The following is a 21,827-nucleotide window of genomic DNA, read 5'->3' on the forward strand; positions in this document are numbered from 1 at the left end:
CTACCTATCTGTTAATTCACATAATTCTAAAGCAGAACTTTCTAACTCAGCGATAGCGTTGTTAATTTCATTCAAGTCATTGCCTTGTAAAGCGTTTTTTGCGTTTTGTAATAGGTTTTTCAACTTTTGATCAGTGGAAACATTTTCAACTAGATGTATGAGCTTGTTACCGTTAATTTTAGCCTCTGCAAGGGAACGAGCCTTCATATCTTCATCAAAGCTGTTTATTGACTGGTTAACCATATTTTGAACATCAGCTTCACTCAAGCCAAAATTTGAATTTACTTCAACTGTCTGCTCAATTCCAGTAGCTTTTTCTCTTGCAGTAACAGTCAAGATTCCGTCAACGTTAACTGTAAATTCTATTTCAACTCTTGCAGAACCTGCGGGTAGTGGTGGTATACCTTTTAGTTCAAACTGCGCTAGAGATTTGTTATCCTCGATCATTTCACGTTCTCCCTGACAAACGTGAATTTTCATTGCTGGTTGCCCATCAACATAAGTTGTAAACTCTTTTATCTCTGAAACTGGTAGTGGTGTATTTCTTGGTATGATTTTTTCAACTATGCCTCCCATAGTTTCTATGCCAAGTGATAAAGGTAGAACATCAAGGAGAACAGAATGAGCCTGCAAAGCTGCTCCAATGACCACTGCTTTATCTGGATCTGCGTCACTTAGTACTTTATTTCCAAAGAGCTTGACTAGTGAATTTTGAACCAATGGTGTTCTAGTTGCACCACCAACTAAAATTACTCCTTTTATATCATCAATTTTAAGATCTATATCACTTATAGTACGAGTGACTATATTGATAGTCTTATTAACTAAAGGACTTATTGCCTGTTCGAACTTCTCTCTAGTTATTTCACATTCAAATGGCTTGCCGTTCATGTTAAAGCCAAAAGTGCCTGATGCATTTTCACTTAAGTATTCTTTCGCGGTACGGATATTGCAGGTTCCAGCGTTATGTGTTGGAATGACATTAAGGTGTGTTGTCGACCCCTTGTTTAAACCTACTTTTTCTCTATACTTATCAAGTACAATTGAACTCAGAAGATGATCAAAATCATCTCCACCGAGTTTAGTGTCACCACCAACTGCAAGAACTTGAAACACTCCTTGATGTAATTTCAATATTGAAATATCAAATGTTCCTCCACCAAGGTCGTAAACTGCATATATTCCGCTGCTGTTGTTCTTTTCAATGGAGTAAGAAAGTGCAGCAGCAGTTGGTTCATTAACGAGACGAAGAACTTCTATGCCAGCTAATTTTGCTGCATATTTAGTTGCGTTACGTGCTGAATCGTCAAAGTAAGCTGGCACAGTGATCACTGCTTTTTTTACTTCCATTCCTGTAGACTTTTTCACCCTCTCACATAAAGCTTTTAATATCTCAGCAGAAATCTCAACAGGAGTAAGATACTTTTCCTCTGAGCATTTTACTCTAATAACTTTTTCACTTTCGTTATCTATTTCAAAATTGAGGCCTTCTTTATTTAATTCTTCAACACTTTCACCCATTAAACGCTTTATTGAGTAGATTGCATTTTGACCGACGTCACAGCCAGTTTTCAATGTATTATTTTCATACGAAATAACAGAAGGCAGTAGCTCTCTTCCCTGCTCATCTTTAAATATCTCCACGTTGCCAACTTTATTTACCATGGCAATTAAAGAGTTAGTAGTGCCAAGATCTATACCAAAAACTACTTCACTTGAATTTGGTTCAGAAATTTGAATTGGTTGCATTCTTTTTCACCTCCTCAAATGACTTATATAAATATTTCAATCTTAAGACTTGTGTAGCAGCTCCATCAAAATTCTTTACAGCAAAAGTGTTAATTAGGTTTTTAACGCAATCTTTTATTTTTTCATCAACCATCCTACTTGCAAATTGTAGATCATCGCAGTCCAGCAAATATTCTCTTATTTCCATTGATTCATTTAGTATTTCAGAATTTAGATGATCCTTTTGGCTTTTCATACCAAAAAGATTCAACAAATGCTCGGCACGTTTTAGAGGTGACTTTAGCACCTGATAAGCTTTGTTAATATTAATTATATTTTTAGATTGTCCTTCGTTTATATCAGTCCTGCTTAGCTCAATATATTTTTTCTCTAACTCATCAAAGCTGATATTGAAAGTTGGTTCAATTTCAAACAATGCAAAATAGTTGCTAGACATGAAAACTCTCTCCACAACCACATTTTCCTTTCTCATTAGGATTTTTGAAAACAAAACCCGATGAAAATTTTTCTTCTACATAATCCATTTCAGAGCCAAGAATAAACATGACGGATTTTGGATCGATCAACACTTTAACTTTTTGGTCATCACTGCAGTTTTCCTCAATTATCGACTCTAAAGGACGAGTATCATATGCATATTCAATATCATATTTTAAACCAGAACATCCTTTTTGTTTAATTAGCACTCTTATTCCTATTGCTTCCTCCGGTTTCTCAAGGTTAGTATGCTTCTTTTGGTCCAATAAATACCTTATCCTTTCTACTGCTTTCGCAGTTATAGTAATAAGTTTTTTATCTTTCTTTATAGCGTTTACTCCTTGATATTCACTCATGCTTTAGTTCTCAATGTCCACCTTTACTTTGTTTGCTTTGATAATCATGAATAGCAGCCTTTATAGCATCTTCAGCAAGCACCGAGCAGTGTATCTTCACTGGAGGTAAAGACAACTCTTCCACTATTTGAGTATTCTTTATCTGTGTAACGTCACTGATGGTTCTTCCCTTTATTATCTCTGTTAACAAGGAACTTGAAGCAATGGCAGAACCACAACCAAAAGTTTTAAATTTTGCATCTTCAATAACACCTTTGTCATTGACCTTTATCTGCAATTTCATTACATCACCGCACGATGGTGCACCAACTAAACCAGTACCAACATTTGGATCATTTTTATCCAGAGAGCCAACATTCCTTGGATTTTCGTAATGATCTAAAATTTTCTCATTATAACTCATAAAATTACCTGTGAACCGCTATTCTACATTATAACATATTTAGATTAAAAACTAAAGGAAAACAGTCGTTTTACGTGTATTTTACTTTCAAAATTCCTGTAAAACGACTGTTTAACTTTACAAATACACATAATACGTGTATTTCTTTACAACCAGCGTCTCTATGTTGTCATTAAGTTTATAATTTAAAAAGGAGTATTCCCTTGAGTTTATTTAGTAACCTTTATCAGGGCTTGTTAAAAACTTCTTCTCGCTTTAGCGACGGAGTAAAAAGTATTTTTTCTGGCAAAAAAAAATTAGATCAGTCGCTTTTAGATGAGCTAGAAGAATTGCTAATTAGCATGGATATTGGTCATAAAACTTCTAAGTTGATTATCGATAGGCTCGCAAGCATCAAATTTGACAAGGAAGTTGAGCATAATATCATCACACAGCAGTTAATGAACGAAATAGAAGCTATATTAAACCCTGTCGTGCAACCGTTAATTTTAAACAGAAAACCACATATAATAATGGTATGTGGAGTAAATGGTAATGGTAAAACCACAACTATAGGTAAGCTCGCATATAAATATAAGGAGATGGGAAAATCCATTATGCTTGTTGCATGTGATACATTTAGAGCTGCTGCTAGTGAGCAATTAAACATTTGGGCAGAACGTTCTGATTGCTTGATTGTTACTGGAGAGTACGATAGCGATTCTGCGAGTGTGGCATATAGAGCTGTAAGTCAAGCTATAAAAGATAACGTTGATGTTGTTCTAATTGACACAGCAGGAAGGCTGCAAAATAATGTGAACCTTATGGAGGAATTATCAAAAATATATAGAACGATAAAGAAATTGGATGACACTGCCCCTCATGATGTTATTTTAGTTCTTGACGCAACTACCGGCCAAAATGCTTATAGCCAATTAGAGGCATTTAGTAAGATGGTTAGTGTTACAGGGTTAATCATAACAAAGCTAGATGGCACTGCTAAGGGTGGAGTAGTAATTGGACTTGCAGAAGCTTATAAGGTAAAGTTACATGCTATAGGAATTGGTGAAAGTATAGAGGACTTAAAGGAGTTTACTAGTAAAGAATTTGCTGAAGCGTTATTTAATTGTAATTAAAGACTTCTCTTAATTCCCTTACGTGACCAAGCTTAATTATCTCAATATCATGAGAAGAGTAATTACCATTTTTAGGCATAATTGCTTTTTTGAATCCTAACTTTTGTGCTTCTTTTAGTCTAAGATCAGCATGCGAGACATTCCTAATTTCTCCAGAAAGTGCAACTTCACCGCAGATTATTGAAGAAGTTGGCAGCGGTAAATTTACTACACTTGAAATAAGGGAAGCAGCAACAGCAAGATCAGCCGATGGTTCCTGTATTTTCAATCCTCCAGCGATGTTTAGGTACACTTCTTTATCATGCAAAAACATTTTACAGCGAGCATTTAGCACCGCGATGATCATAGCCAATCGATTAATATCCCACCCAACTACTGCCCTTCTTGGGGTTGCCATATTAGTCCCTGCTATTAATGCTTGCACTTCCATTAAAATTGGTCTTGAGCCTTCAATTCCTGCAAATACAGCGCTGCCAACTACTTCTCTGTCATGGGCTATCAGAAACAATGATGATGGATTATCAACAGGCACAAGTCCTGCTTCAGACATCTCAAAAACACCAATTTCATTTGCAGGGCCAAATCTATTTTTAATAGTACGCAAAATACGGTATTGATTGCTATTTTCACCTTCAAAATATAATACCGTATCTACCATATGCTCCAAAGTTTTAGGTCCAGCTATTTGTCCATCCTTAGTTATATGACCAACTATTAAAAGAGAAACACCATATTGTTTCGCAAGAATGGTTGATTCATGGGCACAAGTACGAACCTGAGTTACAGTTCCTGGTGCCGATGTAATTCTGCTATCATACATTGTTTGTATAGAGTCAATTACTAAAAATTTAATACTTTTATTTTCCTTTATTGTTGCTACTACATCAGTTAAAGACACTGTAGATAAAAGCTTAATTTTAGGTTCATTTATCTTAAGACGCTTTGCTCTGAGGCTCACCTGCTCTAAAGATTCCTCGCCAGATACATAAAGACATTCAAAAGAGGAAAGTTGCACAACATTAGCTGCAATTCTAAGCAAAAGGGTAGATTTTCCAATACCAGGTTCGCCTCCAATTAGAATGCTAGCACCTTGAACGATACCCCCACCAAAAACTCTATCTAATTCTTCTACTCCTGTTAGAAAACGACTTGGAGTGATAATTTCGCTACCCGATAACGCCTTTATTAAAATTGGTGCAGATATACTTCTTTTGCCCGTTTTTACTGCTATTTCTTCAACAACTGTATCCCAATTGTCACATGCAATGCACTTTCCTACCCACCTACCAGTGCTATGACCACAGGATTGACATACATATACAGTTTTCATCAAAGCCAAAATTATTTTGTTGTAATTGTAATAAAAATTAGCTGAATAGGCGAAGTAAATCTAAACACTGAGTCTCACAAACGTTTTGGTGCGAAGATAATTGTCATAAGTTGTGCCATTTAAATTCATGCACAATAATTGCGCGAACGCTTCCCTCTAGGATCCAAGTAGCCCATTCTCCTGTCATTCCAGTGTCAAGCACTGGAATGACAAAGGAGGGCAGTGTCACGCGCTGCCCAGTTCATTTGGTTACAAACATTAAGAAATTTACCAAACAAAAAAAAGGCAAAAGAAGCCCCGTGGTACGAGTTTTGACCCTATAATAATTTAAACTAGCGCTGTAATAATGTGCTAACGCTTAAAATAAGCGCGATTTTGCTGAATGTAGAAAAAATAAAAAAGACATGCAGCCGCTATAATTTTATGTAATCCGCCAATAAATACCCTGAGTTTTTTACTGAATTTTGTCATTGAGCCTGCAGGTCAAAAACAAGTTTTGAGTCATAAATACCCTTATTGTCGTAATAAGGGGGCTGGCGGAGTTTGTCAAGTAGTTTTTCGTTTCTAACGGTTGTTGCCGAAAACTATACAAAAAGTCTAATGAGTTAACTTCCATATATCCTGAGTAGTTCTTGTGCATTAGCTTTGATTAGGATAGGGCATTTTCTGTCATTTAATAGGGAACGCAATATTTCAGTTGCACCTTTAATGTCGTTATTATGTATCTTTACTACAGCGATAGCTTCTTGGCTTGAATAAGGATACACTGCACTTGATTCTAAATTATCAATTTTATCTTTATTTATTTTTTCACCGTTGGAGTGAAGTAAGCTCATTACCTCTAAGTATTGTGCTAACTCACGCAAAACATTAGGAGCATCTTTATTATCTGCCAAATCATTATAAATAGATGCTGTGTTTGTTGGCATTGAATCTGAGATATGATTGAATGCGTGTTCAAAATTTGCTAAATACCCCCAATTTGAATCTATTTCTTCTAGCAGCGGCTTATTATCTTTTTTAAAGAATAATATTTCGTAAAACTTGTCACCCGCAGTTATAGATTGTTTTGTGTTATCAATGTTGCGCAATAAGTATAATGTGATGCCAACTAACATTGGTGCGAGTGCAAGCAGAAAGATGTTTTTTTTCATGGTAATATTCCAAATAGTTATATATTTATACATTAATGCTTTTGATTTGCAAAAACATATTGACATAGTGATTATATCACATAATAATATTCTCAAAGTTGTTTGAATAGTTGGAGATTAAAATATTTCTAAAGTAGAAATAAAGACAGCAGTATTAAGCTAAATTATTTTTTGTCGGATTTATCCGATGTACCCTCAACCTTTTATAGGTTGAAGTCTAAATTTGAGAGTTTGATCCTGGCTCAGAATGAACGCTGGCGGCAGGCCTAACACATGCAAGTCGAACGGAGTTATATTGTAGCTTGCTATGGTACAACTTAGTGGCAGACGGGTGAGTAATGTATAGGAATCTACCTAGTAGTACGGAATAATTGTTGGAAACGGCAACTAATACCGTATACGCCCTACGGGGGAAAAATTTATTGCTATTAGATGAGCCTATATTAGATTAGCTAGTTGGTGGAGTAATAGCCTACCAAGGCAATGATCTATAGCTGATCTGAGAGGATGATCAGCCACACTGGAACTGAGATACGGTCCAGACTCCTACGGGAGGCAGCAGTGGGGAATATTGGACAATGGGCGAAAGCCTGATCCAGCCATGCCGCATGAGTGAAGAAGGCCTTTGGGTTGTAAAGCTCTTTTAGTGAGGAAGATAATGACAGTACTCACAGAAGAAGTCCTGGCTAACTCCGTGCCAGCAGCCGCGGTAATACGGAGAGGGCTAGCGTTATTCGGAATTATTGGGCGTAAAGGGCGCGTAGGCTGGTTAGTAAGTTAAAAGTGAAATCCCGAGGCTTAACCTTGGAACTGCTTTTAAAACTGCTAACCTAGAGATTGAAAGAGGATAGAGGAATTCCTAGTGTAGAGGTGAAATTCGTAAATATTAGGAGGAACACCAGTGGCGAAGGCGTCTATCTGGTCCAAATCTGACGCTGAGGCGCGAAGGCGTGGGGAGCAAACAGGATTAGATACCCTGGTAGTCCACGCTGTAAACGATGAATGTTAAATATGGGAAGTTTACTTTCTGTATTACAGCTAACGCGTTAAACATTCCGCCTGGGGACTACGGTCGCAAGATTAAAACTCAAAGGAATTGACGGGGACCCGCACAAGCGGTGGAGCATGTGGTTTAATTCGATGCAACGCGAAAAACCTTACCACTCCTTGACATGGAAATTATACCTATCCGAAGGGAAAGGGTCGGTTCGGCCGGATTTCACACAGGTGTTGCATGGCTGTCGTCAGCTCGTGTCGTGAGATGTTGGGTTAAGTCCCGCAACGAGCGCAACCCTCATCCTTAGTTACCATCAGGTAATGCTGGGGACTTTAAGGAAACTGCCAGTGATAAACTGGAGGAAGGTGGGGATGATGTCAAGTCATCATGGCCCTTATGGAGTGGGCTACACACGTGCTACAATGGTGGCTACAATGGGCTGCAAAGTCGCGAGGCTAAGCTAATCCCTTAAAAGCCATCTCAGTTCGGATTGTACTCTGCAACTCGAGTACATGAAGTTGGAATCGCTAGTAATCGTGGATCAGCATGCCACGGTGAATACGTTCTCGGGTCTTGTACACACTGCCCGTCACGCCATGGGAATTGGTTTCACTCGAAGCTAACGACCTAACCGCAAGGAGGGAGTTATTTAAAGTGGGATCGGTGACTGGGGTGAAGTCGTAACAAGGTAGCAGTAGGGGAATCTGCAGCTGGATTACCTCCTTGGGCTTTGCGCATAACTTACCATTTTTAATGATGGTGTTATTATGTGCTATACTGCTGTCTTTACTTCTACTTTATTTTAATTTCCCAATAACGGAATTTTATGAGTGATAGGCCTCTTTCTCTACATTTACAAATATATAAAGTACAAGTTACTAGTTTTTTCTCTATTATGCACAGATTGACTGGTATCTTGCTATTCCTTTTATTAATGATACTTTCTTGGTATTTCATATTACATGTTTACTTTCCTGAGTTACTTATAATAAGGTACTTAAATGCATTATTATTCACTCCTGTTGCTAAATTAGCTTATGTCTTATGTTTTATAAGTTTTGTATATCATTTTCTTAATGGTATTCGTCATTTATTGTGGGATGTTGGGCTTAATTTAGAAATTACTGGCGTTTCAAGGGGTGCTGTACTGCTGGCAGTAATGCTACTTCTTTCTACTATTGCTTTTTTATTTATGTTTATATGAGTCAATCTGGAAATTCAGTACATCATTGGTGGGTCCAGCGTGTTTCTGCGGTAATTTTACTGCTCCTGTTTCCTTGGTTTATCTATTCATTTTCTTGCGCATTTTATACTGATAGCTCTTTGTCTTTTAGTGAAAAATTTATTAATCACCCTCTAGAGCTTTTATTTTTTGTTGTATTGTTGTTTTGCATTTTTTGGCACGCAGTTCTTGGAATGCAGGTAGTGTGTGAAGATTATATACACAGCGTATCTCTAAGGATTTTCACAATTACATGCATAAAGTACTTATCAAGCATTACTTATATAACCCTCGCTTTTACAATCTTTGTCTTCTACAGGCATATTTTCTTGTAAAATTGCCAATTCTGTGTTAATATATTATTAGTGTACTAGTTTTATCATTGAACTATAGCGATTTTGGTTTAGCAATATGTTAGAGACATTGAAAAAGTGGGGAATAGACCTTACGCTAAAGGTGAAGGATCTATTTAGTTCATCTGAGTCTCAAGTTTATGTCAAAGACCTTAGAAAGGTAATGATATATGAGGATGGACGAAAGTGTCAATATCCAAAAAATTATGATCAGATTGTAGATTCTGGGAGAGTTGTAAAAAAAAATGGCAAGCTTGTAAAAGATAAAGACGGAAATCCAGAGTACCAGCTTATATATAATGAATACAAATTTGATCTAGCCTTGGTTAAGGACATTGATAAAAAATCTTACTTTACTATTGACTTTTTAGTTAGTAAAGGTAGGCGTAAGGTTAATGATTATAGTAAATTTTATAAGCCATTTAAGTTTTCAAAAATAGATCTTGAAAAACACTTGCCGGTCTTTGAGGTTGATACTAAGTTACTTAGGTTAACTAATTCTTCTTTTCTTGCTAAAAAAGGTTGCTTCATCAATGATGACACGGGAGAAGTTGATGAGAAAGATAGAGATGAAAAAGGAAGAAATGGAAAATTACTATACGCTAGTGATTACAAGAAGCTAAGCACCCATTTTTCAGAAATTAGAGATCAGGATGGTAATCTAGAGTTAGATAAAAGTCTTATATCTGTTCCTATCGTTTTTGCTACAAGCTTGGCTAAAGTTTGTACTAAATTGTTGACCTCTCTTCCTATAAAGTTAGTGGAGTATTTAATAAGCGAACAAAACCCAATTGTAAAGTCTTTTGGCTATCTTTTGTTCACCCCTGCAATGGCAGTAAAAAATTTAGTGAATATGGGAGCTACCATACTTAAGGCTCCAATTTTATTATTTGTAGCAGATAAGAAGAAGTATGGTGATGCTTACTTCACTATGTGGAAACACCAATTGAAAGGATGTTGGGAAGAAGCAAAAAGTGACTTTAATGTTATTAAAGGTGGAGAAAGGCTAAAGCCAGGGCAAAAGGATCATAAGCCACTTAGTATAGTGGGCACATGGGATGAGCTTAACGCTAGAAGGCCAGGTATTGAAAAAGACTTAGAGAAGCCGTCAAATAAAAGTAGTGAAAGTATAGATAAATCTAGAGAACCAGATATTGGAAAAAGCTTAAAGAAGGAAAAGTTGCAAAACAAAAGTAATGAGAAAATAGCTGCGTCTAAAAAAGCAGATGTTGAAAAAGTGAGTGATACTCCTCATGTTAATGAAGTACTAAGCAGACGGAGTTCATTGCAAGATGAAAGAATTCGATCATCTTCTCGCTAGTTAGCCATTACTCTGCTGAATATCTACTCTCTATCTTAACTATTCCACAACAAAAACTTGCATGCATTTTACTCTTAGCATAAGATATTAATTATTTAATTAATTTTCTTAACTATATGCGCCCTGTAATACTATGGTGGTAGTGGCAGCAGACTTTGGCCTTTATCTAAGCCAAAGCAATTTCAGAAAATATTTAGTCATAATACTATGTTTCACAACACTTTGTTGAGACTAAAAAGTAGTTATATGCCGCCCATAATCACCACAAATATACAGTATGAGTCGTTAGTGATGGAGGAATTACATGCATTACAGGAATATAAAGTGGTTTTCGAACCAGTGAAAATTGGAACAGCAGCGGCGATATTAGTTGCTGCACTTCTCTGCAATGAAAACGAGACAATGTTAATTCTGCCTTCAGACCATTTTATAGGTGATTTGAATAATTTTTATGCTTCTGCTCACAAAGCATCTCAGCTAGCTTCTGAAACTAACTCTATAGTTACGTTTGGAGTTAAGCCTCATGAATTCAATTCTGAATACGGCTATATAAATGCAGTTTATGATCAGAAAGAAAAATGTCATATAGTGAAAGATTTTACAGAAAAACCCGAGCGTAAGTTAAGCAACGATCATTACTGGAACTATGGCATATTTGTATTTAAAGCAAAGCGCTACATAGATGAGATCAAAAAATCTGCCCCGACTCTTTATAATTTATGTTTTGCAAGTGTGAAACATTTCACATCGCAAGAGAGACTTCTGTATTTAAAACAACGAGATTTTGCAGGAATTGAAGGCGTCTCTATTGATTACTTGGTAATGGAAAAAGCAAAAAACGTTGCAATGATAGAAGCTAATTTCGATTGGCTGGATGTTGGAACTTGGAATTCAGTTTTAGAATTGAGTGAGAAGTTTACGTCGTCATTCCGACATGTAACAAAAAAAAGAGAGCCAGTTTCAACGACAGAAAGTAATAAAAATTTATTGGGTGGAGCTTATAAGCAACCAAACAAAAGCCTAATATCGTTTATTAATAAGGTTAAGAAAGCAAAAGCTATAAGAAGAGAAATCAAGCCATGGGGATTTTATAGTATAATTTTAATGAGCGAAAATTTTCTTATAAAATATCTTTTTATAAATCCATTAAGCTGCACTTCTAAGCAATTCCATCACTATAGAGATGAATACCATATAGTACTATCGGGAGTTGGGTATGTTAGTTTAGGCGACAAAGAATATGCTATAGTAAAAGACCATATGATAGAAATCCCAAGGGAAGTTTCCCATAGGATTGAAAATAGAAGCACAAGCTCTCCACTTGAAATAGTTGAATTTCAGATAGGAGAGCATTTATCTGATAATGATATAGTGAGGTTGGATGATGTATATGGAAGATTTTGAAATTCCTAATGTTAAAGATACTCTATAAGTCTGCTAAATTTAAGGAAGCAAAAATCTCTAGTTTTCAAGTAAAGAAAAGTCTACAATTATAGAAGTTTCGAGAATATGATCTCAATGTAATGTCCATTGCCTTTGAAATTACTATGGCTGCTTGCTATTTGCGAGCGAAAAATGCCAGGTTTTGCTCTATAACGACTTTGTTCTCTATTATCGGCATTGCCCTTGGAGTTGCAACACTAATAGTGGTGATGTCTGTGATGAACGGATTCAGAGCAAAGTTGCTTGACTCAATACTTGGCATTGATGGCCATATTAATGTTTATTTTGATAGGAACATAAATTCAGATTACTGCACAGTTTCGAAATCTATTGAGAAAATTACTGGTATATTAAAAGCTACTCCTATGACCAATGATCAAGTTATTATTGTAGCAAATGGTAAAATTGCAGGTAGCGTAGTGCGAGGTGTGTCAACTAAAGATTTGCTTGATAGTACTACCATTACAAATAATGTAATTATAGGTAATGTAAAAAAATTTGATGAAGGGATAATAATAGGAGCACGATTGGCAGAAGCTTTGAACGTTGACTATGGCGACAAAATTACGTTTATATCATCTGAAGAATTTGATGCATTACTTGGTGAAATGCCGCAAATGAAAAAATATAAAGTTATAGCAATATTTGATATGGGTATGTTTGAGTATGATAATACCTTGATATATATGCCTCTAAAATCAGCACAAGCCTTTTTTAATTATGAAAATAGCATAAAAAATATAGAAGTACTTGTAGACGACGTTACTAGAGCTGGTAAGCTGGCAGATGCTATAGAAAAAGAAATAGGAATGAAAGCTGAAAGTTGGCAATCACAGCAAAGCCATTATTTTAGTGCTTTAAAAACTGAAAGAAATGTGATGTTTTTAATTCTTACTTTGATTATAGTTGTAGCAGCGTTTAATATTATCTCAAATTTAATGATGATAGTGCAAGAAAAGAAATCCGCGATTGCAATTATGCGTACATTTGGTGCAACAAGTGGAAGCATTATGCGCATATTTTCCGCTTGTGGTCTATTAATCGGTTTTACGGGAACTTGTCTTGGCTGTATTATAGGTGTCATTTTTTCTCTCAATGTCGAAAGTATTAGAGTGTTTTTAGAAAACATTACTAACGTCAAGCTGTTTGATCCTATGATATACTTTTTTTCAAGTTTACCGGTGATATTAGTCCCTCAAGATGTAGTAAGTATTTCTGCACTTGCGTTACTCTTATCATTTTTAGCGACAATTGCTCCTGCATTGCAGGCAGCTGCACAAGATCCTGCGGAGATACTACGTTATGAATGATACTCAGCAAAAGTACATAGGTTGGTTCTTAATTGTATTGTTATTTACCGGTTACATCACAATAAATAACATAATCTTTTTAAAAATAAGTCAGCAAGAAAGCGAAGACAATATAAATGTTTTAACGGAAAAAATAGATGAATTCAGAATGTCACTTGAAGTTAATCAATCCAGGGTAGAAAAAAAGATATTTGACTTAAAGAGAGGTCTGCACACTCAATGTGAGCAAAGTGATGGTAGCTCAAGGTATAAGAACCTCGCAAGATTGCTGCTACTTGTAGTTAAAATGAAGAATTCGTTATTGCGAGAAGCAAAATTTGATAATCATATAAATTCAATAAAGCCTTTGATATCAGAGCTTGATGATCCAGAGATAGAAAATGCAGTAAATGAATTGGAAAGTTTGAAAGAGGTAGATACTTTACGTGAGTTGAAGTTATCTTTTGAGAAGACCATTGCTGTTATTAACTACAATAAAAGTACATTGTCTAAAAAAATCATTTCAAACTGGATTAGAATACAAGATAAAAATGACCCATTAAGGGCAAAATTCGCAGAAATTGAGGAGTCAATAAACGATAATGATTGGCAAAATATAACTGTTACAGTAAGCAATTTAACGCATTCAGAATTCAAGCCATGGCTGAATAAATTGAATGGTTTTATTGTAGCTTCTAAGAATATTTCAACAATATATCATCACTTATTACAATATATCTCATGATTTATTTTATAATTTTCGCTCTTTCGTTTTTATTTGGCATATGGGTCAAGGTAAGTGGTGAAGTAATAAAATTGGAATTAGGCAATTACACTATAAGTATTGATCTATATTTCATTATTTTTACTTGTGTAGTTTTATTATTTTTATTAATTACACTTGTACGCTTTTTTTCCTCCATTTTATCAACATTTGCCAACATAAGAAATAGAAGAAGGGATAGGGAAGAATTGCTTCTCTTTGAAGCTTTCTTTAGCATAGACTTAAACAATATAGAGAATGCCCAAAAGATAGTTAAAAGTCTAAATGAGAAGAGCAATAGGTTATCTTTAATAAAGCTCTTTAACTCAGGTAAGACGGGAAATTACAGCTTTTTCAGTAACGGTTTAACAAATATTGCAAATAAAAATCGTAACTTAGCTCTACTTCTAGCCAATAAGCTGATTGTTCACCTCAAACAAGAAAAAGTAGTCTTTCAAAAATTTATAGAATATTGCTCTAGTTCAATTAATGATAAAATGCTATCTATTCCCTTTCAAATAGAGCATTGCATATTGAAAGAAGATTGGATTAATGCAATTTTGAAGTTGAGGGAAGCAGTTAAGTTCAATGTTTTTCTTCCCTTTGACCATAAAGAAATGTTTGCAGTTTTTTATTGTGCTTTGGCAAAACAATATGAAAGTAAAGGGGATTTTAAAGGGGCTATAAAGTCTTTACTCAGAGCACAAAGTTATTATGCAACTTTTCGGCCCATTAATTATTTAAAGGCAGAATTATATATTAAACTTGGAAAAATCAGAAAAGCTTCTGCAGTGCTAGAGGAAGAATATGCAGTAAATCCTACTCCTCAGTCAGCTAAAATGTACATCAATTTAAATAGTAAAGGTGCTGAAAGACTATACAACTTACGCCCTGATTATTATTTTAGTTACTGTTTACTTGCTTTGTCCTCAATGAGTTCAGGTAAATATGATCTTGCAAATCAATATTTAGACACTGCTATGAAAAAAGCTAATTACATGTCAATCTACCTTATCATGGTACAGCTCAAAGTTGCATTGCAAGAATACGACGAAGCAATCCACCTACTAAACAAGATGGGCTCAGAAGCTTTGCCTGATCCGGGCTGGAAGTGTAAAAATTGTAACAGAGAACTAAAGCAATGGGATCATAAATGTTCAAATTGCAATAGTTTTAATTGCGTTTATTATATATTATAAGGTTCCACAAAGTGTGATGATAATAATATATGGAAAATTACCATCAAAGACCTCTATTGAACAATTTTTGGAGTAGATCTCTTAATATAACCCTTATTTCAAAATAATAAACCTGCAAGTTTTTTAGTTAGACTTGGTTCTAATGTCAAAAAAACTTGCTTTTAGACACTAACAATTATATATTTTAATAAATCAGGGTTGTATACAAAATGAAGAGCTTAAAGGAATTATCCTTAAGAATTAAGAATATTAGGTCTGTACAGAAAACCACGAAAATAATGCAAATGGTTTCTGCAGCAAAGTTATTACAAAGCCAAAAGAAATTATCAAATTCAAAATTATATATATCTAAGCTGCATAGCATTATTTCTTCATTAATGCTATCAGTTGATCAAAAATTACTGGCAAAAATTCTAAATATCAGTAATGACGGTTCTTACCTAGTATTCATTGTTGCGTCTGATCGTGGCTTGTGCGGCAACTTTAACTCTTCTATTGTCAAATTTAGTCAAGAGCGTGTAAATAAGTCAATCGCAAACGGCAAAAAAGTAGATATTGTATTTCTTGGTAAAAAAGCTTTTGATGTAGGTAAAAATAGATTTGACTCTAAAAGTATCTTAAAAATTGAAAATAGTAAGGGGATCACGTTAAAGCACGTAGAAGCTTTGGTTGATGGTATAGATTTAAATAAATACGATAAAGTTAAAGTTTTTTATAGTAAATTCTATAATACCTTCACGCAAAAACCAATGTTGGAAACAATAAAACCATGGAGTGAAGACTCATCCTTGATTGACAACTCTCTGGCTGGTCCAACAACAGATTACGGCTATGAGTATGAACCACAAAATATTGAATTTATTTTAAAATCTTTGGTTCAAGATTACGTTGTAATTGCTCTTTACTCTGCTTTGCTTGAAAGTGCAACAAGTGAGAATAGTGCTAGGATGGTTGCTATGGAATCAGCAAACAGAAACACTAAGGAGATGCTGAACAAACTAGCATTGCTTTATAATCGTTCTCGTCAAGCAGCAATTACAACTGATTTAATTGAAGTTATAGGTGGTGCAGAGTCTTTATAAAAATCTAAGGAATAGAAAATGAATATATTAAATATTGCAGCAGATATCACTAAATTAATAAAAAAGCAGAATCAAGATGCGGAAGTTACAATATATGAAACTAATAAGACTTCAGTTTCTCAGCGTCTATCAAAAATTGAGCAAATATCACAATCTCAAAATTGCACTGTAGGAATCAGAGCTATAGCAGGTAAAAACAAAGCTGCGTATATTTCTACAAACGATTTGAATAATCTTAGTGATACGGTAAGCCAAGTGGTAGAAATGGCAAAGAATGCGCCAGAAGATCCTTGCATTAATTTTGCTGTAAATGGTAGTAATTATATCTCTTCTGCAGATTTAAGTATCTCAGATAATAATGTTGTAACCGTTGATAACCTAAAAGAAATTGCTGAAGCTGCAGAAAATTCAGCCCTTGCACATAAGAGTATCACTAATTCTGAAGGAGCCTCTTCTTCATACGCTTTAGTGAATACAGTATTATCGACTGTTTCTGGTTTTATTGGCTCGTTTAGTAAATCAACCTTTGCTAATCAGGTCTCTGTTGTTGCTGGAAGAGAAAGTGAAATGAAGGTTGGTTACGATTATGATATAGCATGTAATTTTAGTGATTTAAAGTTGCCAGAGTTAATGGGAAAAGAAGCAGCAAAAAGAGCAGCTGATCAATTGAATTCACGTACAATTAAAACTGGTAAATTTCCAGTTATTTTTGAAAAAAGAGCAGCAAAAGGGCTAGTAAAAAGTTTTGCTTCTGCTATAAATGGGAGCAGTATTATAAGCAACAGTTCTTTCTTGAGGGGTAGTTTAAACGCTCAGATTTTCAACGATAGAATTAATATTATCGATGATCCATTATTGCCAAGAGGCATAGCATCGAGACCATTTGATGGAGAAGGGATAACTAGCAAGAAAAATATATTTGTAAAAAACGGAATATTACAAAATTGGATTTTAGACTTATACTCGGCTAGAAAATTAGACTCAGAAACAACCGGAAGTGCAACTCGTGCAAGTAATGCTGCAGTTATTCCTGCAGCTAGTAACCTCTACATTGAGAATGGTAATGTATCGTTTGAAGAATTAATTCAGGAAGTGAAAGAGGGAATATATGTAACTGATTTATTTGGCTTTGGTGTTAATTTAATCAATGGCGATTACAGCCAAGGCGCTTCCGGATTTTTTATAGAAAATGGAAAAATAACGTATCCAATACATGAGATTACTATTGCTAGCAATTTGAAGGATATGTTTAGCAATTTAGTCGTTGCAGATGATCTAACTTTTTGTGGGCAATTTAATTCACCAACGATTAAAGTTAGCGAAATGACGGTTGCAGGTTCGCTTAACGATTAAAAAATTTATTTGCATTAAGTATAACAATTGTGTATTATTGTCATGTAATGTTAAGAATAGACTATGGAGTATAAAGGTTTAGTTTCAATAGCTAAGCTTAAAGCATTCTCAATCGTAATTTCAAGGTTTTTCATCACATTAGTAATGTTAATTAATAATTTAGGAGTTGTTTAAATGGAATTTGGTAATGTAAAATGGTTTAATGCCGAAAAAGGCTATGGTTTCATCAAGCCAGAAGGTAAAGGGGGTGACGTTTTTGTACATATTAGCACGTTGGAACGTTCAGGAATAAGGCCTGAGACACTTAAAGGAGAGAATAAAGAGAAGGGGATAAAAGGAGAAAGGGTGAGTTATGAGGTTAAAGAGGAGCGCGGTAGAAACGGAGAAGATAAAAAATCTGCAATAAATTTAAGATTGGAAGATTAATCTATTATGAAGTCTTTTAATAGGGTTAACGTATTGTGAATAATTTTTATGAGATGGGTCTCCCAGCTTCGCTTACACAAGCTCTAGATAAAAATAATCTTTTCGTCCCAACTCCGATTCAAATACAAGCAATTCCCTTAGCGCTACAAGGTAAAGATATTCTTGGGTCTGCTCAAACGGGAACTGGAAAAACTTTGGCATTTGCTATTCCGTTGGTTGCTAAGTTGCTGAATGAGCCTAACACTGGTTCAGCTTTAGTCATCGTGCCAACCAGGGAGCTTGCGCATCAGGTAACAAATGAGATAAGAAAACTCTTATTTCAAAATTCTGCACTAAGGGCCGCTTTATTGATTGGTGGTGAGCCTATTTTTAGGCAGCTAAATCAGCTTCAGAAAAAACCACAAATTGTAATAGGTACTCCTGGTCGTATTATAGACCATATTGAGCGTAAAACTTTGATTACTCGCAATGTTAGCGTTCTTGTGCTTGATGAAACGGATCGTATGTTTGATATGGGCTTTGGAGTTCAAATTGAAGGGATCATGAAATATCTGCCAAAAATACGGCAGACTCTTATGTTTTCTGCAACTCTTCCTAGTGATATAGTTAAACTTACTGAGAAGTACCTTAATCGACCAGAACGTATTTCTGTTGATTGTGAGACTACAACTTCTGTAAAAATTAAGCAAGAGATTGTTTATGCATCAGAATCAGAAAAATATGAAAAGCTTGTTACACAACTATGTCAGCGCGAAGGATCAATCATTATCTTTGTCAAAACAAAGCAAGGAGCGGATCAGCTAGCTAGCAGATTGCACAAAGATGACTATAGCGCTTTAGCAATTCATGGTGATTTAAGGCAGCACAAGCGCGAAAGGGTCATTAATTCTTTTCGTCGTGGCCGCAATCAAATCATGGTTGCAACAGATGTTGCTTCTCGCGGCCTTGATATTCCCCACATTCAACATGTTATCAATTATGATGCACCACAATCGCAAGCTGACTATATTCATCGTGTAGGCAGAACTGCACGTGCTGGAGCTGAAGGGCATGCGCTATCTTTTGTTACACCTCAAGATAAGAGAAGACTGCCTGCATTGGCAGACAAAGAAGGAGAGCCAAATTTTGATTGTAATGTGCAATTTAAAAAACGTAATAGCAAAAAGGTCTTTAAAAGGCTAAGTACGTTAAAGACTAAATACGGTAGAAAAAAGATCAATGCATTTAAGAAGAAAAGCAGAGTACTAGAAAAAGCGTATTAAATAGGATTTACCTACAACTTGATAAGCGTAAAACTCGTCATTCCGCTACTCATTAGCGGAATCTATGTTGAGATATCGCGGTGCTATGATGTAGATCCAGAGTGGGGATTCAAATTGGCTACAGCGAACTGCTGGATTTCAATTTTTTTAATAATTGTGTGCTATTCATTATATATGAGTTCCCACTTTTAAAGAGAATAGGAGATGATTTCCAAAAACTTAGAGGCAAGTTTGAATAGAGCGCTACTCATTGCTTCTAATTTTAATCTAAAATATGCGAAAGTAGAACATTTATTGCTGGCATTAACTAAAGACGTAGATGTAAATTACATTTTATCAAGATGTAATATCAGAGCCGATGAAATCATCAATATGGATAACATTCTATCAAGATACAATATTAAGGCTAATGATTATAATAATAATATAAAAGGGTTTTTACAAAGCAGTTCTGAATTGATTATCAGTGGAGTTAAACCTAGCTCAATGTTTCAATGCATAATACACAAAGCAATAATACGGGCTCATAGCTTGGGGAAAAAAGAAATAAATGGAGCAAGTGTTCTAGTAGAAATTTTGTCTGGGCAAGATTTATACGTTGAAGATCTATTGCAGAAACAAAGTGCGAAAGATTCCAATTTGATTTACCATATATCTAATATGAAATACTCTAACGATATAGATGAATACACCACCAATCATAAAGTAAAACTTGATAAAAATAATGACGCTCCTACTACAGTAAATAAAGGTGAGCTACTAAAAGATGAGGAAATTCTACAAAGTTATTGTAAAAATTTAAATGACTATGCAAGAAGCAAAAAAATAGATTATGTTATTGGTCGTGATTATGAATTAAATCGCACTATAGAAATATTATTGAGGCGTAGAAAAAACAACCCTTTATATGTTGGAGACCCAGGTGTTGGCAAAACAACAATAGTTGAGGGTTTGGTACTCAAGATCATTGAAGGCAGTGTTCCGAGTGCGCTCAGGTCCAGTATAATTTATGCTTTGGATCTAGGATCACTCCTTGCAGGGACACGCTACAGAGGTGATTTTGAAGAGAGAATAAAATCTATAATAAAAGCGATTGAGGTAAAACCAGGTGCTATCCTTTTTATTGACGAAATACACACTATCATTGGAGCAGGTTCTACAAGTGGTAGCTTTCTTGATGCAGGTAACCTACTCAAACCTGCGCTTGCAAGAGGTACACTACGTTGTATAGGTGCAACTACATATAGAGAATACAGCACTAGTTTTGAAAAAGATAAAGCACTAGCGAGAAGGTTTCAAAAAATTAATGTTAAAGAATCTTCTGTTAATGAAACGATAAAGATACTAGATGGCATAAAGTACTACTATGAAGGGTATCATGGAGTATATTATACAAAGAATGCCATTAGGTCTGCGGCTGAACTTTCGCATAAGTATATTACTGGGCGAATATTACCTGATAAAGCGGTTGATGTTATTGATGAGGCAGGGGCATATTGTAAATTTCTAAGAAACAGGGGTAAAATTGTAAATAGTAGAGATATTAAGAATACCATTACTAGAATTACAAATGTGCCTTGCGGATCTGAATCTGATGATTTGCAGAAAGTAAAGTCTTTAAAAGCTAATCTAGAAAAGGTGATTTTTGGCCAAGAGCAGGCAATAGAATCTCTTGTTAATTCTATTAAAATTGCTAAATCTGGGTTGAGAAATTACAATAAGCCTTTAGTAAATTATCTTTTTGCAGGGCCAACCGGTGTTGGTAAAACCGAGCTAGCAAAACAATTAGCAGAAAGCATGGGCATGAATCTTATACGCTTTGATATGTCCGAATATATTGAATCTCATACGATATCAAGGATGATTGGTTCTCCTCCTGGATATGTAGGTTATGATCAGGGTGGATTACTCACAGAGTCTGTATCTAACAATCAATATAGTGTTGTGCTGCTTGATGAAATTGAAAAGGCCCATAGCGATATCTATAATATATTGCTACAAATTATGGATTATGGTTGTGTTACAGACACTTACGGACGTAAAGTTAACTTTTCCAATATAATTTTAATTATGACAACTAATGCAGGAGCAGCTGAACGCAGCAAAAGTTTTGTTGGCTTTGGGCATAAAAATTTTAACATTGGTGATAGCAAAAAAGCAATAGAACAGGTTTTTAGCCCTGAATTTCGTAATCGTCTTGATGCAATTATTTCTTTTTCTGACTTAAGTACGGATGTGATTTTGCATATTGTGGATAAATTTGTCCTAGAACTGAAAAAGCAGCTGACGCAAAAAGGCATAAACTGCTTGGTAGAGGATGAAGTGAAATCTTATCTTGTACAAATGGGTTATAGTAAGGAAATGGGAGCACGTCCGATAGAGAGACTTATTGAAAAAGAGATAAAAAGTTACTTAGCGGAAGAAATACTGAATCATAAATTAACAAAAGGAAAGAAATTAAGAATCTATATGAATAAAGTAGAAAATAAAATTGCTTTTGATATAGTTTAAAATCCTTGTATTGAACTTCATC

18 protein-coding genes, 1 rRNA gene and 1 pseudogene are annotated in these 21,827 nt (G+C 35.1%); 14 read left to right on the forward strand and 6 right to left on the reverse strand.

Annotation, left to right across the window (positions count from 1 at the left end):
* Genes hscA through iscU form a run of 4 tightly spaced genes read right to left on the reverse strand, consistent with a single transcriptional unit; the run spans nucleotide 1 to nucleotide 2,985 of the window.
* Nucleotides 1-1,749 (reverse strand): Fe-S protein assembly chaperone HscA, encoded by a 1,749-nt coding sequence (hscA, locus tag OM966_RS03990; RefSeq protein WP_264328897.1) that lies wholly within the window; start codon nucleotides 1,747-1,749, stop codon nucleotides 1-3.
* Nucleotides 1,727-2,185: an iron-sulfur cluster co-chaperone HscB C-terminal domain-containing protein gene (locus OM966_RS03995; protein WP_264328898.1), complete on the reverse strand. Its 459-nt coding sequence runs from the start codon at nucleotides 2,183-2,185 to the stop codon at nucleotides 1,727-1,729. Before OM966_RS03995 ends, hscA begins: the two co-directional genes overlap by 23 nt.
* Nucleotides 2,178-2,582: a HesB/IscA family protein gene (locus OM966_RS04000; protein WP_264328899.1), complete on the reverse strand. Its 405-nt coding sequence runs from the start codon at nucleotides 2,580-2,582 to the stop codon at nucleotides 2,178-2,180. Before OM966_RS04000 ends, OM966_RS03995 begins: the two co-directional genes overlap by 8 nt.
* A gap of 10 nt (nucleotides 2,583-2,592) precedes the next feature.
* Complete coding sequence (gene iscU / locus OM966_RS04005) at nucleotides 2,593-2,985, reverse strand: Fe-S cluster assembly scaffold IscU (protein WP_264328900.1); 393 nt, start codon at nucleotides 2,983-2,985, stop codon at nucleotides 2,593-2,595.
* 203 nt (nucleotides 2,986-3,188) lie between these two features.
* Here iscU and ftsY point away from each other — a divergent pair, with 203 nt between their 5' ends.
* Nucleotides 3,189-4,100 carry a signal recognition particle-docking protein FtsY gene (gene ftsY / locus OM966_RS04010; protein ID WP_264328901.1) on the forward strand — a complete coding sequence of 304 codons (912 nt, stop codon included), beginning with the start codon at nucleotides 3,189-3,191 and terminating at the stop codon, nucleotides 4,098-4,100.
* Here ftsY and radA read toward each other — a convergent pair.
* Both radA and OM966_RS04020 read right to left on the reverse strand, forming a co-directional pair.
* Nucleotides 4,087-5,430, reverse strand: a complete 1,344-nt coding sequence (radA, locus tag OM966_RS04015) for a DNA repair protein RadA (protein ID WP_264328902.1) — start codon at nucleotides 5,428-5,430, stop codon at nucleotides 4,087-4,089. The two genes, ftsY and radA, sit on opposite strands and share 14 nt — an antisense overlap.
* A gap of 605 nt (nucleotides 5,431-6,035) precedes the next feature.
* The gene (locus OM966_RS04020) at nucleotides 6,036-6,650 is read right to left on the reverse strand and encodes a hypothetical protein (protein WP_264328903.1); all 615 of its coding nucleotides are present in this window, start codon (nucleotides 6,648-6,650) and stop codon (nucleotides 6,036-6,038) included.
* Nucleotides 6,651-6,803: 153 nt separating this feature from the next.
* On the opposite strand from OM966_RS04020, the gene OM966_RS04025 reads away from it, so the two are divergent.
* The 13 genes and pseudogenes from OM966_RS04025 (at nucleotide 6,804) to OM966_RS04085 (ending at nucleotide 21,805) form a co-directional block, all read left to right on the forward strand.
* A 16S ribosomal RNA gene (locus tag OM966_RS04025) occupies nucleotides 6,804-8,307 on the forward strand.
* Between the two features lie 100 nt (nucleotides 8,308-8,407).
* Nucleotides 8,408-8,785 (forward strand): succinate dehydrogenase, cytochrome b556 subunit, encoded by a 378-nt coding sequence (gene sdhC, locus OM966_RS04030; RefSeq protein WP_264328904.1) that lies wholly within the window; start codon nucleotides 8,408-8,410, stop codon nucleotides 8,783-8,785.
* A complete protein-coding gene (gene sdhD / locus OM966_RS04035) occupies nucleotides 8,782-9,138 on the forward strand; it encodes a succinate dehydrogenase, hydrophobic membrane anchor protein (RefSeq protein ID WP_253309857.1) in 357 nt (118 codons plus the stop codon). Before sdhC ends, sdhD begins: the two co-directional genes overlap by 4 nt.
* A 76-nt stretch (nucleotides 9,139-9,214) precedes the next feature.
* The gene (locus tag OM966_RS04040) at nucleotides 9,215-10,477 is read left to right on the forward strand and encodes a hypothetical protein (RefSeq protein WP_264328905.1); all 1,263 of its coding nucleotides are present in this window, start codon (nucleotides 9,215-9,217) and stop codon (nucleotides 10,475-10,477) included.
* Nucleotides 10,478-10,593: 116 nt separating this feature from the next.
* Nucleotides 10,594-11,881, forward strand: a pseudogene (locus OM966_RS04045) (sugar phosphate nucleotidyltransferase).
* Between the two features lie 119 nt (nucleotides 11,882-12,000).
* A complete protein-coding gene (locus OM966_RS04050; RefSeq protein ID WP_264328906.1) occupies nucleotides 12,001-13,230 on the forward strand; it encodes a lipoprotein-releasing ABC transporter permease subunit in 1,230 nt (409 codons plus the stop codon).
* Nucleotides 13,223-13,954 (forward strand): hypothetical protein, encoded by a 732-nt coding sequence (locus OM966_RS04055; protein WP_264328907.1) that lies wholly within the window; start codon nucleotides 13,223-13,225, stop codon nucleotides 13,952-13,954. Before OM966_RS04050 ends, OM966_RS04055 begins: the two co-directional genes overlap by 8 nt.
* Nucleotides 13,951-15,171, forward strand: a complete 1,221-nt coding sequence (locus OM966_RS04060) for a heme biosynthesis protein HemY (protein ID WP_264328908.1) — start codon at nucleotides 13,951-13,953, stop codon at nucleotides 15,169-15,171. Before OM966_RS04055 ends, OM966_RS04060 begins: the two co-directional genes overlap by 4 nt.
* Nucleotides 15,172-15,380: 209 nt before the next feature.
* Nucleotides 15,381-16,253 (forward strand): ATP synthase F1 subunit gamma, encoded by an 873-nt coding sequence (gene atpG, locus OM966_RS04065; RefSeq protein ID WP_264328909.1) that lies wholly within the window; start codon nucleotides 15,381-15,383, stop codon nucleotides 16,251-16,253.
* A gap of 18 nt (nucleotides 16,254-16,271) precedes the next feature.
* Nucleotides 16,272-17,606, forward strand: coding sequence for a TldD/PmbA family protein (locus OM966_RS04070; protein ID WP_264328910.1), 1,335 nt, complete (start codon nucleotides 16,272-16,274; stop codon nucleotides 17,604-17,606).
* A gap of 174 nt (nucleotides 17,607-17,780) precedes the next feature.
* A complete protein-coding gene (locus tag OM966_RS04075) occupies nucleotides 17,781-18,032 on the forward strand; it encodes a cold-shock protein (RefSeq protein ID WP_064124857.1) in 252 nt (83 codons plus the stop codon).
* Between the two features lie 35 nt (nucleotides 18,033-18,067).
* A complete protein-coding gene (locus OM966_RS04080) occupies nucleotides 18,068-19,294 on the forward strand; it encodes a DEAD/DEAH box helicase (RefSeq protein WP_264328911.1) in 1,227 nt (408 codons plus the stop codon).
* A 204-nt stretch (nucleotides 19,295-19,498) separates the two neighbouring features.
* On the forward strand, nucleotides 19,499-21,805 hold the full coding sequence (locus OM966_RS04085) for an AAA family ATPase (RefSeq protein WP_264328912.1): 2,307 nt from the start codon (nucleotides 19,499-19,501) through the stop codon (nucleotides 21,803-21,805).
* Nucleotides 21,806-21,827: the final 22 nt, after the last annotated feature.

It is taken from the genome of Wolbachia endosymbiont (group A) of Andrena hattorfiana (genome assembly GCF_947179565.1).
GTDB lineage: Bacteria > Pseudomonadota > Alphaproteobacteria > Rickettsiales > Anaplasmataceae > Wolbachia.